This window comes from Desulfotomaculum copahuensis, assembly GCF_001655685.1.
Lineage (GTDB): Bacteria > Bacillota > Desulfotomaculia > Desulfotomaculales > Desulfovirgulaceae > Desulfotomaculum_G > Desulfotomaculum_G copahuensis.
The window spans coordinates 1-14,686 of record NZ_LYVF01000171.1 but is presented as its reverse complement, the minus strand read 5'-3'; the positions used below and the strand labels follow the sequence as shown (position 1 = coordinate 14,686).

Below are 14,686 nucleotides of genomic sequence, written 5' to 3'. Positions count from 1 at the left end.
GATCCGTGTTCAGCAGTTATTCCGCGTTCAAAAAATATTTACATGCTTTATGGGGCCGGTTGACCGGTTATTTGGCCAGTGAGCCGCTCAACCCGTGTCAGGTGGGGATTCTGGTTGCCGCCACGGTGATGCTGATGACATTGCTGCCGGTTGCCGCCAGCGGTTCCGGCAGTTGGGCGGTGGAGGTAAACGGGCGTACGGTGGCAGTGGCTGATGATTTGGGTGCGGTGGACCGGGCGCTGAACATTCTGGCACTGGTTCCCGGGGCGGAATATTCCCGCCGGGTAACGGTGCGCCGGGCGGCGGCGGCGGACGGACCGGCGGTGAACGGCACCGTTCTGTTGAACCGGCTGGCCCGGGCGCTGGGCGCTGATGCGTCCGGCACAGTTGTGCTGGTTAACGGCCGGCCGGTGCTGGTGGTGGCCGATCGTCGCACCGGCGAACTGCTGCTGGATAAGGTTAAAGAGTTGTATGCGCAAAAACCCGGTCTTAAAGTCAGCATTGCCGATCAAGTATCCTTGAAAGACGGGCCGGTTCCCGCAGAGGATATTCTCGCTCTGGACGGGGCGCTGGCCATGGTGCGCCGGGGCGGCCGGGAAATACAAACCTACGTGGTCCGGCCGGGTGACACCCTGTGGGATGTTGCCGCCAAAACCGGTGTGCAGGTGGCCGCCCTGCAGTCCCTCAATCCCGGGCTGACCCCGGAAAATCTTCAGATTGGCGAAAAAATCAGGCTTTCCCGCCCGGTGCCCATGATTAACGTGGTGGCCACGCGCGAGCTGGCCGTTCGCCGGGAAATCCCCTTTGCGGTGGAAAAAAGAAAGGACGGTAATTTATACAGCGGACAGGTCAAGGTTTTACAGCCCGGTCAACCGGGACTGGCCGAGGTTGATTACCGGATTACATACCGGAACGGCATGGAAACAGGACGGCAGGAAGTGTCGCGTACAGTGCTGAGGGAACCCCGCGATCAGGTGGTGGCCGTCGGTTCATGGACGCTGCTGGCTTCCCGCTCCGGGACGGGCGGACGGCTGTCCTGGCCGGTGGCCGGAGCCATTGATTCACCTTTTGGCAGCCGCCGGGGGAGTTTCCACCCGGGCATTGACATTGCCGCCGGTTACGGCACGCCGGTGTCGGCGGCCGCTCCGGGCCGGGTGGTGCGTGCCGGCTGGTACGGCGGATACGGCAACTGCGTGGATATTGATCATGGGAACGGAGTAATCACCCGTTACGGACATCTTTCCAGCATCAGCGTGCGGGAGGGGCAGCAGGTGGCGGGCGGGCAGCTGATTGGCCACGTGGGCAGCACCGGTTATTCCACCGGACCGCACCTGCACTTTGAGGTGCGGATCAATGATCAGCCGGAAAATCCGGTGCCGTTCCTATAACCGCGGCACTTCCGTCATTCACTCCGCGACGTGTCCGGCGCCGCCGGGCATACCGGGGATTTTGCAACTGCAGCATTCCCGTCATTCCCATTGAATGGTTTGTCCGGGGAATGATATAATGTTGATGTGTTACCTGTATTTCACCACAGAGGAGCGTCGGTCATGGCGAAAGATAAAATGAAGACTACGGAGGGCCGGAGGCCGTCCTATCACGAAAGACGCAAGCGCCGGCAGAAAATCATCTTTGCTGTCATGGCGGCTGTTTTGTCCATCGGTTTGCTCGGTTCATCGGTGGTCTGGGTGCTGGGGAACACCGCACCCGCCCGGGAAAACGGGCAGCCCGTTTCGCCCGGGCAGTCGCTGGCGGACTGGCAAAAGCAGGCCGCCGCGCATCCCAATGATGCGGCCATTGCGGCCGGCCTGGCCAGAGCATACGATGAAGCGGGAAAAAGGGAGCAGGCCGTTGCCTCCTATGAAAAAGCGCTGCGCCTGGATCCCCAAAACGGTGTCCTGCGCACAAACCTGGCCCTGAATTATTTCCTGCTCGGACAGTACGATCAGGCTGCAACGCAGCTTCAGGAAGAAATACGCCTCCATCCCGACGATACGCAGGCTTATTACTACTACGGCCAGGTGCTCGGTTACGGCAAGCATGACTATCAAGCCGCCGTACGCCAGCTGGAAAAGTATGTCCAGCTGGTCAAAACCGGCAGTCAAGTGGACAGCGCCCGTCAAATGATCACCCAGTGGCAAAAACTTTCAACCAGATAGCAAAGCCGGTCGCACCGGGAGCAGGAGCAAAAACCTGTTCCCGGTGTTAGCATTTACCTGTAGGATTGGTTGGCGGTTTTAAGGTATAATAATACAAACAACTTGTTGACTGGACATGAATGCTTTTACTTTAGTTAATCAACATGCTATTGAAAGAAGGGGATCATATGCCTACCGGAACAGTGACATTGCCGGCTGTAAAACGCCCCCCCTGGCTCTGGCTGAAGCTGCTGGCGCTGGCGTTGGCCCTGATCGGTCTGGTTATGTTGCGTGTCCCCGGTGCGGTGAGGGAATACGTATATGTCCTGTTCCGCGAAATAGTACGCGGCCAGGTCATTTTAAGCACCCGGAACATGGATACCATTTCCGATCAACATTTCCTGATTCGCTACGAACCATCCGATGCCGCCGATGCCCGGATGATCCTGCACACGGCGGACAAGTTTTACGCTCCTGTTACCAGGGATTTCGGTCTCCGGATTGGGCAGCGCATACCGATTATCGTTTATCCCACCCGGGCCAGCCTGAATGCCAGCTTCGGCTGGCCGGCCAGTGAAAGCGCTATGGGTGTGTACTGGGCCGGGGTAATCAGGGTGCTCTCGCCCCGGGCCTGGGTGGCGTCGGACGATCCCGGGGAGATAAAGGAGGCTTTTGAGTCCTCCGGTCCGGTGGCCCATGAGATGACCCATCTGGTGGTGGATTACATCACCCGGGGCAACGTGCCCCGCTGGCTAACTGAAGGTCTGGCCCAGGCCGAGGAAAAGAAGCTGACCGGTTTCCGCTTCGATTCGCCGCAGGGCTCACTGGCGCAGCCGCTTTATCACCTGGCGGAGATGGACCGCGGTTTTGATCAGCTGCCCAATCAGGCGCTGGCTTACCGGGAGTCCCTCTCGGCCGTGGACTATATGAAAAAGGTCTACGGCGATCAGGCCGTGCATAATATCTTACGGGTGTTGGGTACGGGCCGGGATATCAACCGGGCCATGCAATCGGCGCTGGGCGTCGACCTGAAGCAGTTTGAGCAGCGCTGGCGGCAGTCAATCGGACATTGATCCGGAATTAAAAAGCCAACTTGAAGAAAAATAGCCTTTTGGCAGGAATTATGGCCGGTGACAGAGAATAATGGTGCCTTGAGATAAATACTGCGCGGCCCGCATGGGGAGCGAGGAGGATAAAGCAATTATGGATAAACTGGTGATTGCCGGGGGTGCCGCCCTTCGTGGTCAGGTCAGGATCAGCGGGGCCAAGAACGCTTCCCTGGCAATTTTATGTGCGTCGGCGATGGCCTCCGACCGGGTATTGCTGGAAAATGTACCGCGAATTAACGATGTGCACGTAATGACGGAAATTCTCCGCGGTCTGGGAGCAAAGGTGAGCTGGCAGGGGGTTGACTCCCTGCAGATTATCCCTGCCGGCCACCTGGCGGACATGCCTCCGTACGAACTGGCGAAGAAACTGCGCGCCTCCAATCTGTTGCTCGGACCGCTGGTCGCCCGCTTCGGGCAGGCGGAGGTTTCCCTGCCCGGCGGCTGCAATATTGGCGTGCGTCCGATGGATCTGCATTTCAAGGGGCTGATCGGGCTGGGTGCGGAGCTCTCCCTGGAACGGGGGGCGGTAAAGGCCTGCGCACGCGGGCTGCGCGGCACCCGTGTGTACCTGGACTTTCCCAGTGTGGGCGCCACTGAAAACATTATGATGGCGGCCTGCCTGGCCGAAGGTCAGACGGTGATCGAAAATGTGGCCAAGGAGCCGGAGGTCGTGGACCTGGCCAACTTCCTCAATTGCCTGGGGGCGAAGGTGCGCGGCGCCGGTACCGATGTGATCAAGGTGGAGGGGGTATCCACTTTGGGCGGTTGCCTGCGCTATGCCGTCATACCGGACCGGATTGAAGCCGGTACGTTCATGGTTGCCGCCGCGGCCACCCGCGGACGGGTGACACTGGAGAACATCATTCCCCAGCACCTGGAGCCGTTGATTGCCAAACTGCGGGAAGCCGGGGTGGATATCCAGGAGGAAGAGGACGGGGTACAGATTTGTGCGGAAGGCGCGCTCAAACCAATTGATATCAAGACCATGCCTTATCCCGGTTTCCCCACGGACATGCAGTCGCAGCTGATGGCACTGCTGTCCACCGTGCCGGGAACCAGTCTGATTGTCGAAAACATCTTTGAGAACCGTTTCCGGGTGGCCGACGAATTGAAGCGCATGGGCGCCCGGATCAAAGTGGAAGGCCGCGTGGCGGTGATTGAAGGGGTGGAAAAACTGCACGGCACCCAGGTCAGGGCCACCGATTTACGCGCCGGGGCCGCCCTGGTGGTGGCCGGTCTGATGGCGGAAGGGGAAACGGAAATCTGCAACACTTCCTACATTGACCGCGGTTATCACCATCTGGAGCATAAATTGCGCGGTTTGGGCGCCAATATCTGGCGTGCCGGCGATCCGGAGACGGCGGCCGCAGCCGGCGGGCATTAAGCCGGCCGGCTGCGGGCAGACTGAAAAAGACCGGATCCAGCCGGTTGCCCGGGTGGCGGCCGGGCGTAAAAATCCTATCCGGTGCAGTGTTGCTCGATCGGACTTTCGTCGGCTTCCGGGTGGCATGGCCGTCCAACTTCCGGCATGGCCGGCCGGTTTTTGTCCGGAAAGACAAACCGGGAGCCGGTTGGCCACGCCGGGCGGTTTTTTATTGCCGTCCGCCGGTTTTTCGCCGGCCCGGAACAAGACTGGGATGATGAGTGAAATGCACATTACCCTACTGTGCGTGGGCCGTTTAAAGGAACGCTATTGGGAACGGGCACAGGCCGAGTACATAAAGCGGCTGCGCGCCCATACCCGCCTGGATGTGGTAGAAGTGGCCGAGGAGCCGTTTCCTCCGGACATCACCGCCGCGGCGGCCGCCGCAGTCATGGAACGGGAGGGGGAACGGCTGCTGCGCCGCCTGCACGGGCGGGACTGTGTGCTGGCCCTGGACCGGGAAGGAACCATGCTGTCCTCCCCTGAATTGGCGGATATGCTGGCCGGGCTGGCCCTGGACGGAAAGAGCAGCCTGGCCTTTATTACCGGCGGCAGCCTGGGCCTGGCACCCCGGGTTACGGAAGCCGCCCACCTCCGGCTGTCCTTTTCCCGGCTCACCTTTCCCCACCAGTTGATGCGCATTATATTACTGGAACAAATCTACCGCGCCTTTAAAATCAACCGCCATGAACCCTATCACCGCTGATGCATGCGGCCGGAAGCTATGTGATGGTGTCCAGTCGTGAAGTGATACCGGTTGGTCCGGCTGCGGCAAATTGCATGTGAACGGACGAATGCAGTATCCGGGGCCGGACTGGAAGTACCGGAGCGGCGGGGTCATGCCGCCAGCCTTTCAGCGGTGGTTTTGTTTATAAATCATGGCCGTCAGGAGCGGCTTTCCCGGGCGGCCACCCGGGCGGCCAGAGCGGCCACGGTGGTCTTTTCCAGGATGCCGTTTGCATATACCGGGACGGCGCTCTGGTCGTCCAGCAGGGGGCGCAGGCGGTCCATCCCCGGGGTCGTTCCGGTAATATCAAGCAGCCGGAGGGTGTAGCCGCGTACCACCGGGTCCGGGTCGTCCAGAAAGACCGTCAAGCCGGGCAGCGCTTTTTGCACCAGTGCGGGCCGGGCCCGGGCGATGCGCCCCGCCGCCCAGACCACTCCCCGGCGCAGTATCTCTTCGTCTGCATAGGAGAGAATGATCGAGGCGAATTCCGGGAACATATCCGGCCGGCGGTAAATGATTTCCCCGATGCATTCCGGGGCGCTCCAGCCGATACCGCCGGACTCGTCGTTGATCGACCAGAGCAGTTTGCGTAAAATGATGCGCACCGCTTCCGGGTCTTCAGCGGCCAGTCGGTCGGCCGCCGCCCCCACCCCTTCGATCGCCCGCCAGCGGAGGAGGCTTTCCGTATCATAGAGCAGCCGGTAAAGGTATTTCATATTGGCCTTCTTTTCTGTCACCAGCGCGGCCAGCCGGTCAAAATCCCGTTTCTCGAGTAAGGTGATGATTTCTTCTTTTGTCGTCCGGACCATGGTAATCACCTCTTTGTTCTTTTCTCCAAGAATTTTATACCGGCGGGGTGAAAAGGTCAAAGCCATTCTTTTTTTCCGGTCGGGGACGGGGCCGTTCTTTCCGGCCCGGTGCGCATGTCCGCTTTTTCGACGGGCGGGCCGCAACGGTAAAAGATGCGCCGGCGCCCTTTTTTCCCGGTGGTTGTTTGCAGCGCCCCCCGGTTGGTGATAAAATAATGATCTGGAACCGGCCGGTCAAAACAGGTTCCGGGCCGGTGCGCGGGCTTTCCCGGCAGCTGTGTACGTGTTACACTTCAAAAGGAGTGCCCGTTTTCGCCCGCTACGCAAAGACGGCGGGGTTATATCCGGTACCATCCGGTCAGGGTTTGAGGAGGAAAAATCATGCCTATTTTTGAATTTCGCTGTGTCCAGTGCGGCAAGTTGTTTGAAAAGCTGTTTAAAAGTGCGGACGAAAAAGTGGAGCTGGAATGTCCGGATTGCCGCTCCCGGGAACTGGAAAGGGTGATCAGCCGGACCAATTATGTGATCGGCACCGGTAAAGGCACGCCGAAGCCGAAATTGACCACCAAATCCTGCGGCTCCGGCAGCAATTGCATGACCCTGGACATTCCCGGTCCGGGCAAGTGAGCGAAAATGCAAGATGAGTTGAAAGCCGGACGGCACGAGCTGACCGAAGAGGACAAGGATTACATCCGGGAAGTCTTCGCCCGGGAGGTGGCGCCCAAGCTGCGCCGCTGGTACGCGCGGACGGGCAATTTGAACTGTGCCTTTGCCGGGGATAAATATAAACACTGGGTGGTCCGCTTCAAGTCATTCCGCGCTGAATTTGACATCATAGATTTTGAGTACGATGCTTAAGGGAGATGGTTCCCCTTCACCATGAATGAACAGAAGAGGGAGTTGACCCAAAAGCCGGCCTGTCCCTTCTGCGGCCTGCTCCTGGAGCGGCCGCGGGAAATGGCCGCCCGCCGGCCGGGGGACATGCCGGTCGGTTCCTGTGCCTGCGGCGCCGTCTACGCCTATGACGCCACCGGGCATAACCTGGGCGCCGCTTTTGAGGAGGCGCTGGTCTTTGCCTGCAATATGGACTGGGATCTGGCCTGGGGCCTGCTGCCGGAAGAAGATTACCGGGAATCGTTGATTGAAAAGTATGACCTGGAGACGAATCAAATCATTCCGGGCGGATTTTATGAAGGCCGGCGGATAGCCGGCGCTCTTTACCTGATCAGGCTGCACGACGACATCCGGGAAGTGACCGCCCGGGGAGTAAAGGAAAAACTAAAAAAAGCCGGCGAAGCCCGTTTTGTGCCGGCCGGCTCCGCCAACGCGGAAAACGGCGCGTCTTCGCCCGCCCCCTTGAGCAAACAGGCGGTTCAGGTGCTGGTGGCAGAATACCGGACGGCGGAACTGCTTGCCCGGGCCGGGCGGGATAAAAAACTGCTCCGGCATCTGCAGCGCCTGCTCTATGCCGGCGATGAACTGCTCCGCCTGCGCGCGGCGGAGATAATGGGCCTGGTTTGCGCGGTTGTGGCGCGAAAGGAACCGCAAACCGTGACCAGGCTTTTGCAGGGCTTGAGCGAATCCGTGGCGGACAGCGCCGCCTCCAGTTGGGGGGCGGTGGACGCCCTGGGGGAAATTATCAGCCGTGCGGCGCAGCTGTATGCCGGTTATATCCCCGTCCTGTACCAGTACCTGGCGGATGAGGCACTGCGGCCGCGGGCGCTGGCGGCGATCGGTAAAATTGCCGCCGTCAACCCGCGGTTGATACAAAAGCCGGTCTATGGCTTCATCGCCTGTCTGGACGATCCCAATCCGGAAAACAGGGCCTGTGCGGCCTGGATTCTGGGCAGCCTGAAGTCCGCCGCGGCCGGGGAGAAATTAAAACAACTTTGCGCTGACGAACAGGAAATAAACTTTTATCAGCACGGCCGGATGGAAAAGAAAACAGTGGGCCGGCTGGCCCGGGAGGCGCTGGAGAAAATATGAAACAAAAACCCGGGGTCAGGTATGTCATTGTCGCTGCCGGGGGCGAGTTGGCCGGGGTGGATTTGAATCAGCCGTTTTTGGATGCATCCGGACAAAATCACGCCAGCCTTTCCTGGGGCGACTATTTTCATGGCGTGGAGCATTTTTTGCGCCGGCATGCCTGCACACTGGCCGCCCTGACCGGTCAAAAAGCCGGCCGCGGTCTCCCGCCGGCGGAAATAGAGCAAATGATCATCCGCAGTGAAAAACACGGCGCCTTTTACCACATTTCTTGCGTGGAAGTACTATCCGGGGGTACGGAAGCAAAATTTACCGTCAGCACGGCCGTTTCCCCGCGAGGCCGGGCATGGATGAAGCATGAGTTCAATGTTTTGGGAAATTTGAATAAAATGTTTAATCTCCCATATTTACCGCCGGTCTATGTGCTGGATGAAGTCAACCTCCGTCTGGATAACGGCGGCGTGCCGGCGACCATGTTTTTGAGCGGCTGGTTTGATGGTTATCACGAGTGGCACCTGACCCGTCAGGGTGGTGAGCAAAACATTGAGATCTGGGATGTAAAAAACGGCTACCGCCCGGCCTCCGCCGCGGAAAGTTACGCCATTTACCAAAAGGCGTCCCAAATACTTACCCTTTACTATAACCCGGCGGATTACAGTGAGATCTACCCCTGGCACCATGCCGCCGGCGACTTTGTTGTGCGGACCGGCGGAGAAGTTGACGTCAAGCTGATCACGGCCCGTAAATACGGACCGGTGCTGACCTTTCCCAAAGCCCAAAAAAGCAATTCATTTATCGCTCTGGTTTATTTTTTCATCAATCTAACCGTACAGATGCGCCTGGACAAGTACAACGGAGTTGGGGACGCGGCCTGGGCGCAGGCCGCGTGCCTGCCGGCCGTGGTGGAGGGGTTTTTTGCCGCCTGGCGGGAAAAAGAGAAAACGGGTGGCTGCAGCCCGGGTCGGGTGGAAGAAATATGGTCATTGCTCAAATCCTTCGGCCGGGATGAATTAAAAAACATCCTGTATTCCCTGCCGGCATATTACCGGCGGGAGGATCCGGCCGACCTGGCCCTGATCGAAAGCAACCTGGACAAGCATGCCGGCCAGTTGCACGACGTCCTGCAGGATTTTGATCCCCGGCCGGATGTCCGCGACGGCCGGGCGGGGTGAATGCGGGCTTCCTTTCCCGGGGTGGTGGCGCCGGTCCGGAGCGTTGCAGCGGCGGGGCACGTCCACCACCCCGGGAAAGGACTTAATCAAGACCGCCGGGCAGGGATGTGTGCCGGCGCACCAAAATGTTGTCCGGTGGTGTTCATAGATCGTTTTTAGCTCCGGTGGGGTTCCAGCGCTTGCAGAAATTCGGGGTGCACCGCAAATCCCAGTGCAGCGGCCCGGTCGATGTGCTCCACCGCCCGGCTGAAATCTTCTTTCAGAAAATAGGCGTAGGCCAGGTTGTTGTGGCCGAGGGCGAAATCAGGAGCCAGGGCGAGCAGTTTATGCCCCGTTTCAATTGCCTTGTCCAGTTGGCCGTTTTGGATATAGGCGTTGACCAGGTTGCTCCAGGCCTGGGCTATTTGCGGGTTCAGCGCGATTGCCTTTTCCAGGGCGGCGATCGCTTCGTCCGTCCTGGCCATCTGCAGGTAGGCAAAACCCAGGTTGGCGTATCCCCGGGCATAACGCGGTTCAATTTCAACCGCCCTTTGATTGCATGCGGCCACCTTTTCCAGGTCGCCCAGCTTGAAATAAATATAGCCCAGATTGACGCAGGCCTCAAACATCCGGCCGCTGTCGGCAATGGCGCTTTCAAAAGCCGCGATTGCTTCGTTGTAACGCCCCTGCTTCATTAATGAAACACCCCGGTTGTATTGTACGCTGGCGCATTCGCCGGGGGTTTCCGCGGCGTTTTTGTGTTCCGCGATGAAATCTTCGGCATCCTGAGGATTCTTCATGTGCACCGCCCTTTCCCCGCCTTTTGAATTGCGGCCAAAAGAGGCTGCCATCGGGGGACGGCAACCTCTTTTCATGCTATTTGTTTTACAGCGGCACGCTAGTCTTCGGTGATTCCCTTGCCCTTCAGACCGTACATGGTGGAACTGCCGGTGGAGTAATAGATCAGTGTTCCTGCATTGACCAGATCGGTGGCCGCCTTCTTGATCTCCCGCGCCTTGGCGTCGGGGATCTTCTTCTGCACGGCTTTTTCCATGTCCTTGAAGTAGAACTTGCTCTTCTTGCTTTCCTCCGCAAATTCCAAAATTGCCTGTTTGATTTCGTCCATCCAGGAGCCCTCCTTATTTTAACACAGCAGGCCTAGTCAATCCCTCCCACCGATTTGGAAACCGCCCAGGCAGCCTCGGTGTACTTGAACTGGGTGCTGGTCCGGAAGGTGTCATAAGCCAGACGGTAATCGTCAATCAGATGTTCGGTGAAAGGCAGGCCGCATTTTTCAAAGAATTTTTCCCAACCGATTCTCTCCGCCCAGTCTCCGATTCTCTCATATTTATTGGCATTGGCGGCATAAGCCTCAATAATTTTCTTCACGTGTTCAACCACTTCCGGGAACCGCGGGAAGTTGTTCGGCAGCCAGGGAACAACCACCTTGGAAAACTTGGGTTCGCTGATCCGGTTGGACAGTTTGCCGCCGGCCAGGATGGTCACACCGTCGCCGAGCTTGTCGGAAAGGGGCACCGCCTGGCACATGGTGTAACAGTTGCCGCAGAACATGCAGCGTTCTTCTTTAATCTTGACCGTTTTCTTGCCGCTTTCGGTTTTGGCGGGTGAAATGGCGCCCACCGGGCAGGCGGCGATGACCAGCGGCAGTTCGCACAGCGCGTCGATGTATTCATGGTCGATTACCGGCGGTTTCCGGTGATAGCCCAGCAGGGCGATATCCGAGCAGTGCACCGCGCCGCACATGTTCAGGCAGCAGGCCATGGACACGCGCACCTGGGCGGGCAGGGTCATACCGGTGAAGTAATCGAACAGGCTGTCCATGACCGATTTGACCATGGAGGAGGCGTCCGTGGCCGGGGTGTGGCAGTGAATATAGCCCTGGGTGTGCACGATGTTGGTCACGCCGGCGCCGGTGCCGCCGATCGGGAACTTGTAGCTGCCGGAGACATGTTTGCGGCTTAACAGGTCGTTCTTCAGTGCTTCCAGTTTTTCCGGGCTGTCCACTATGAACTCGATGTTATTGCGGGTGGTGAAACGGACAAAACCGTTGCAGTACTTGTCGGCGATGTCACAGATCTCCCGCACGTTTTCCACCGTCATGAAACGGCAGCCGCCGCAGCGCACGGTGAACACCTTGTCCCCGGTTTCCGATACGTGTACCAGGATGCCCGGCTCGAGAATTTCATGATGATCCCATTTGCCGTAGTTTTTCTGGATCGCGGGCGGGAAATACTGCCAGAAATGCCGCGGTCCGATATCGGTTATTCTGTCTTCAGTCGGTTTGTCCGGATTATATTGCCCGTTTTTGCCCAAGCTTAATCCCATTTCGGTTACCCCCTATCTTTTGTGAATCTTGCGGTAGTCTTCGATCTTGCGGTCCCAGCCGCCCGGTACGTCTTCTTCCTTCCAGAAGATGTATGGGTTGGAGCGCGGGGCGCGGACCATTTGCGGAGCTGGCGGCACACCAATTGCCTCCAGGAACTTGGGCAGGCCGAAGCGCTGGATCAGTTCGCCCAGGCGTTCACGGTTCTTGCCTTCCTCCATCCAGAATTCCCAGACCTTCTCAATCAGTTCCTTCAGGTTGTCATAAGGTGGTTCCACTTTCATGAAGGGGATGGTCAGGGTGGCCATCTGGGCGCCTTCCAGGATGGGCGCCTTGGCGCCGAACAGGATGCTCACGCCGGTATCCAGACCCGGTTTTAACGCCCGCGGCATTACGTTGATGCAGTGCATGCAGCGGGTGCAGTTTTCGTTGTCAATCTTGAGTGTGCCGTCTTCCAGGCTCATGCATTTGGTCGGGCACAGGTTGATGACTTCCTTCCGGATGTCGAATTTGCCCCAGTCACGGCCCTTGTGGGCGCCGCCATTGGGTACGATATCACCGGCCATATAAGCCTTGACTGCTTCCTGGTCAATTCTGATTTCGTCTTTCCATGTGCCGATGAAAGACATGTCCGAGCGGGCGATGGAAGCCACGCAGCCGTTCGGGCAGCCGTCGAATTTGAATTTGAATTTATAAGGGAAGGCCGGACGGTGCAGTTCGTCCTGGTAATACTGGGTCAGTTCATAGCACATGGCCTGTGTATCGTAGCAGGACCATTCGCAGCGCGCCTTGCCGATGCAGCAGGAAGGCGTGCGCAGGTTGGAGCCGGAGCCGCCCAGATCGGTATCCATTACATGGGTGAGATCCTTGAAGATTGGTTCCAGCTGTTCGGTGGTGGTGCCGAGCAGGATGATGTCGCCGGTGGAGCCGTGCAGGTTCATCAAGCCGCTGCCGCGGTACTCCCACAGGTCGCAGAGGGATCTCAGATAATCGGTGTTGTAAAATTTGCTGGCCGGTTGGTTGACCCGGATGGTGTGGAAATGGGCCACGGCGGGAAATTTTTCCGGTACGTCGGAGTAACGGCCGATGATGCCGCCGCCGTATCCGAAAACGCCGACGATGCCGCCGTGTTTCCAGTGGGTTTCGCCGTGATCGAAGGACAGTTGCAGCTGACCGAGCAGGTCGTCCACCGCGTCCTTGTCCGTCATCATGCGGTCGGCGTCCAGTTTTTTCCGGTGCAGCGCCTCCCGTTTGGCGTCGGCGACGAAACTGGGCCACGGGCCCTTCTCCAGTTCATCCAAAGCGGGAGTTTCATGTTTGATTTTAAAATTTTTCAGCTCTTCTTCCGAATAGTTCTTCAGCTCTTCGTCGGTGTAAATGCGCAGCTCTTCATATTTCAAAGCTTTCTCTTCGCGCTTCGGTTCAAAAGCCATTTATCCTTGCCTCCTTGAACTAGACTAAAAATGAAGCCTCCTGTACCTCCACAAACAACGACACCCGCCGACTGGCTTTTTGCGTTTGACCGGCCCGCCAACCACCCCATTTCTGCCCTGATGAGCACATAAGTATCATGCGGCTTTTTTAATCTGCCGGCATTTCAAAAATCAAAGTGCTGGAGACCCTTTTGGCCGGTGGAGGGGTAACTTTCGCCGCAATTTGTAAAGTATTTAAACAACCGACAGGTTGTCCATCAATTTCATCCGGGCTTCCCGGCACCGGCGGCATGCTCTCGCTATGCAGGGTGGCGGCCAATAACACCCGTCCGGTAAGGGCAAATAAGGACATACTTGCATATGCCCAAATCCAGCCGTTTCCCCAACCGCCCGTTTTTACATATTACCGGAATTTTCATTTTCCCGCAAACCGGCCATGCCCCATATTTGCAGGCACAACTAGTGCCGCCGGTCTTGATCGCTTATTTTCCGCCGCATGAACTTATTTTCACTACTTGATACATTAAGCCGCTCTGAACGGGAGGCCCGGTTAAAAGCAATATCAAAGCACATTTCGCTTTGTTTATGCCAGAATCGCGCCATTAAAAGTCCCGCCCATATCTCTACCATATGGTAACATAGTTGCATGAGAATAATCAACCGGAAAATAACAGAAACCGGCCGGATTTCTGATCCTGGACGCTCAATCACAACCGGAAGCCCTTATAGTTGTCTTTGACAGCGTCTGGCAGGATTCCGTTAAAAATGTCGCAAAGCGGACAATATGCGCCGGGGAGCTGGGAAAGAGACCCTATGGACATAACCGGTGACACTATGTTATTATAACATAAATTGTGCATAAAAACCGCTTCATTTTTTGCTTATGAAACAAAGAACGGCAAAAAACAACTTGCATTCACATATTGCAATAATACGATAATGTGCCTGCTTTTACAAAAAATTTTCTTTATAGCAGGAATCGCCGAATTTATCCCGAAATTAAGCTATTAAATTCGGGTATACCAATTATTATGGAGGCGCAGGGTTTTATCATGCCGTGGAAGGATGGTTCAAGCAGTGCCGGGGGTCATTGTCCATGGCAGCAAAGTATTATGGCAAAAGGGGGCATGGTCGCTTTCTAAGACGGACAGCAGCGGAACAACCGGATTGATTAAACAAGGGAGGGTAATACAATGTATATCGTTACTGTTGACGCCGATAAATGTGAGGGTTGCGGTGAATGCGCCGATTCCTGTCCGGGCGGCGTGTTGGAAATGGTAGACGGCAAATCGACGGTGGCCAATCCTGACGAGTGCCTGGGCTGCGAAACGTGCGTCAGTGTTTGCCCGACCGGTGCCGTTACTTTGCAGGAACAGTAATACGGGTTGACTGGTTATTCAGGGAGAGGATAAATTAATATTTTTATTTTCCCGGACCGGGGATGCTCCGTCATCCCGGGCCGGGAAAGTGAAGACTTATGCAGTGCTGCCACGCGCCTGCGTCCGGAAAGCCCGGGTCGTCCCCCGGCGCCGGGTTGCGGGACGGCCGTGTTTGGTGACGGATGCC

16 protein-coding genes are annotated in these 14,686 nt (G+C 57.4%); 10 read left to right on the top strand and 6 right to left on the bottom strand.

Annotated features, from left to right (window positions below):
• Positions 1–5 precede the first annotated feature (5 nt).
• From A6M21_RS19300 to rlmH, 5 genes are all read left to right on the top strand, one after another.
• Positions 6–1,388, top strand: coding sequence for a M23 family metallopeptidase (locus A6M21_RS19300; RefSeq protein WP_066669256.1), 1,383 nt, complete (start codon positions 6–8; stop codon positions 1,386–1,388).
• A 162-nt stretch (positions 1,389–1,550) separates the two neighbouring features.
• On the top strand, positions 1,551–2,159 hold the full coding sequence (locus A6M21_RS12380) for a tetratricopeptide repeat protein (RefSeq protein ID WP_066669255.1): 609 nt from the start codon (positions 1,551–1,553) through the stop codon (positions 2,157–2,159).
• A gap of 167 nt (positions 2,160–2,326) precedes the next feature.
• Positions 2,327–3,211, top strand: coding sequence for a peptidase MA family metallohydrolase (locus tag A6M21_RS12375; protein WP_066669254.1), 885 nt, complete (start codon positions 2,327–2,329; stop codon positions 3,209–3,211).
• Positions 3,212–3,341: 130 nt separating this feature from the next.
• Positions 3,342–4,631, top strand: a complete 1,290-nt coding sequence (gene murA, locus A6M21_RS12370) for a UDP-N-acetylglucosamine 1-carboxyvinyltransferase (RefSeq protein WP_066669253.1) — start codon at positions 3,342–3,344, stop codon at positions 4,629–4,631.
• A gap of 265 nt (positions 4,632–4,896) precedes the next feature.
• Entirely contained in the window at positions 4,897–5,376 is a 480-nt protein-coding gene (rlmH, locus tag A6M21_RS12365) for a 23S rRNA (pseudouridine(1915)-N(3))-methyltransferase RlmH (RefSeq protein WP_066669322.1), read from the top strand.
• Positions 5,377–5,555: 179 nt separating this feature from the next.
• Here the strand turns inward: rlmH and A6M21_RS12360 are convergent, their stop codons facing one another.
• Positions 5,556–6,206 carry a DVU0298 family protein gene (locus A6M21_RS12360; RefSeq protein ID WP_066669252.1) on the bottom strand — a complete coding sequence of 217 codons (651 nt, stop codon included), beginning with the start codon at positions 6,204–6,206 and terminating at the stop codon, positions 5,556–5,558.
• Between the two features lie 381 nt (positions 6,207–6,587).
• Between A6M21_RS12360 and A6M21_RS12350 the strand changes: the two genes are divergently transcribed.
• The 4 genes from A6M21_RS12350 to A6M21_RS12335 are packed head-to-tail and all read left to right on the top strand — an operon-like array spanning position 6,588 to position 9,364.
• Entirely contained in the window at positions 6,588–6,833 is a 246-nt protein-coding gene (locus A6M21_RS12350) for an FmdB family zinc ribbon protein (protein ID WP_066669249.1), read from the top strand.
• Positions 6,834–6,839: 6 nt separating this feature from the next.
• Positions 6,840–7,064 (top strand): hypothetical protein, encoded by a 225-nt coding sequence (locus A6M21_RS12345; protein WP_066669248.1) that lies wholly within the window; start codon positions 6,840–6,842, stop codon positions 7,062–7,064.
• 21 nt (positions 7,065–7,085) lie between these two features.
• The gene (locus A6M21_RS12340; RefSeq protein WP_066669247.1) at positions 7,086–8,192 is read left to right on the top strand and encodes a DVU0298 family protein; all 1,107 of its coding nucleotides are present in this window, start codon (positions 7,086–7,088) and stop codon (positions 8,190–8,192) included.
• Positions 8,189–9,364 (top strand): hypothetical protein, encoded by a 1,176-nt coding sequence (locus A6M21_RS12335; RefSeq protein WP_066669246.1) that lies wholly within the window; start codon positions 8,189–8,191, stop codon positions 9,362–9,364. The genes A6M21_RS12340 and A6M21_RS12335 overlap by 4 nt, the downstream gene beginning before the upstream one ends.
• Positions 9,365–9,519: 155 nt before the next feature.
• Here the strand turns inward: A6M21_RS12335 and A6M21_RS12330 are convergent, their stop codons facing one another.
• From A6M21_RS12330 to A6M21_RS18810, 5 genes are all read right to left on the bottom strand, one after another.
• Positions 9,520–10,143, bottom strand: a complete 624-nt coding sequence (locus tag A6M21_RS12330) for a tetratricopeptide repeat protein (RefSeq protein WP_066669321.1) — start codon at positions 10,141–10,143, stop codon at positions 9,520–9,522.
• Between the two features lie 98 nt (positions 10,144–10,241).
• Positions 10,242–10,469: a dissimilatory sulfite reductase D family protein gene (locus A6M21_RS12325; RefSeq protein ID WP_066669245.1), complete on the bottom strand. Its 228-nt coding sequence runs from the start codon at positions 10,467–10,469 to the stop codon at positions 10,242–10,244.
• A 32-nt stretch (positions 10,470–10,501) separates the two neighbouring features.
• The gene (dsrB, locus tag A6M21_RS12320) at positions 10,502–11,689 is read right to left on the bottom strand and encodes a dissimilatory-type sulfite reductase subunit beta (protein WP_066669244.1); all 1,188 of its coding nucleotides are present in this window, start codon (positions 11,687–11,689) and stop codon (positions 10,502–10,504) included.
• A gap of 12 nt (positions 11,690–11,701) precedes the next feature.
• The gene (gene dsrA / locus A6M21_RS12315; RefSeq protein WP_066669243.1) at positions 11,702–13,120 is read right to left on the bottom strand and encodes a dissimilatory-type sulfite reductase subunit alpha; all 1,419 of its coding nucleotides are present in this window, start codon (positions 13,118–13,120) and stop codon (positions 11,702–11,704) included.
• Between the two features lie 148 nt (positions 13,121–13,268).
• Positions 13,269–13,439 (bottom strand): hypothetical protein, encoded by a 171-nt coding sequence (locus A6M21_RS18810; RefSeq protein ID WP_161486057.1) that lies wholly within the window; start codon positions 13,437–13,439, stop codon positions 13,269–13,271.
• An 874-nt stretch (positions 13,440–14,313) separates the two neighbouring features.
• Here A6M21_RS18810 and A6M21_RS12305 point away from each other — a divergent pair.
• The gene (locus tag A6M21_RS12305) at positions 14,314–14,499 is read left to right on the top strand and encodes an ATP-binding protein (protein ID WP_066669241.1); all 186 of its coding nucleotides are present in this window, start codon (positions 14,314–14,316) and stop codon (positions 14,497–14,499) included.
• The last annotated feature ends 187 nt before the right edge of the window (positions 14,500–14,686 follow it).

What these genes read in the sequence shown, in the direction of transcription:
- A6M21_RS12380 (WP_066669255.1), top strand. Translation starts at nt 1,551, where the DNA reads ATGGCGAAAGATAAAATGAAGACTACGGAGGGCCGGAGGCCGTCCTAT.
- A6M21_RS12375 (WP_066669254.1), top strand. Translation starts at nt 2,327, where the DNA reads ATGCCTACCGGAACAGTGACATTGCCGGCTGTAAAACGCCCCCCCTGG.
- murA (WP_066669253.1), top strand. Translation starts at nt 3,342, where the DNA reads ATGGATAAACTGGTGATTGCCGGGGGTGCCGCCCTTCGTGGTCAGGTC.
- rlmH (WP_066669322.1), top strand. Translation starts at nt 4,897, where the DNA reads ATGCACATTACCCTACTGTGCGTGGGCCGTTTAAAGGAACGCTATTGG.
- A6M21_RS12360 (WP_066669252.1), bottom strand. Translation starts at nt 6,206, where the DNA reads ATGGTCCGGACGACAAAAGAAGAAATCATCACCTTACTCGAGAAACGG.
- A6M21_RS12350 (WP_066669249.1), top strand. Translation starts at nt 6,588, where the DNA reads ATGCCTATTTTTGAATTTCGCTGTGTCCAGTGCGGCAAGTTGTTTGAA.
- A6M21_RS12345 (WP_066669248.1), top strand. Translation starts at nt 6,840, where the DNA reads ATGCAAGATGAGTTGAAAGCCGGACGGCACGAGCTGACCGAAGAGGAC.
- A6M21_RS12340 (WP_066669247.1), top strand. Translation starts at nt 7,086, where the DNA reads ATGAATGAACAGAAGAGGGAGTTGACCCAAAAGCCGGCCTGTCCCTTC.
- A6M21_RS12335 (WP_066669246.1), top strand. Translation starts at nt 8,189, where the DNA reads ATGAAACAAAAACCCGGGGTCAGGTATGTCATTGTCGCTGCCGGGGGC.
- A6M21_RS12330 (WP_066669321.1), bottom strand. Translation starts at nt 10,143, where the DNA reads ATGAAGAATCCTCAGGATGCCGAAGATTTCATCGCGGAACACAAAAAC.
- A6M21_RS12325 (WP_066669245.1), bottom strand. Translation starts at nt 10,469, where the DNA reads ATGGACGAAATCAAACAGGCAATTTTGGAATTTGCGGAGGAAAGCAAG.
- dsrB (WP_066669244.1), bottom strand. Translation starts at nt 11,689, where the DNA reads ATGGGATTAAGCTTGGGCAAAAACGGGCAATATAATCCGGACAAACCG.
- dsrA (WP_066669243.1), bottom strand. Translation starts at nt 13,120, where the DNA reads ATGGCTTTTGAACCGAAGCGCGAAGAGAAAGCTTTGAAATATGAAGAG.
- A6M21_RS12305 (WP_066669241.1), top strand. Translation starts at nt 14,314, where the DNA reads ATGTATATCGTTACTGTTGACGCCGATAAATGTGAGGGTTGCGGTGAA.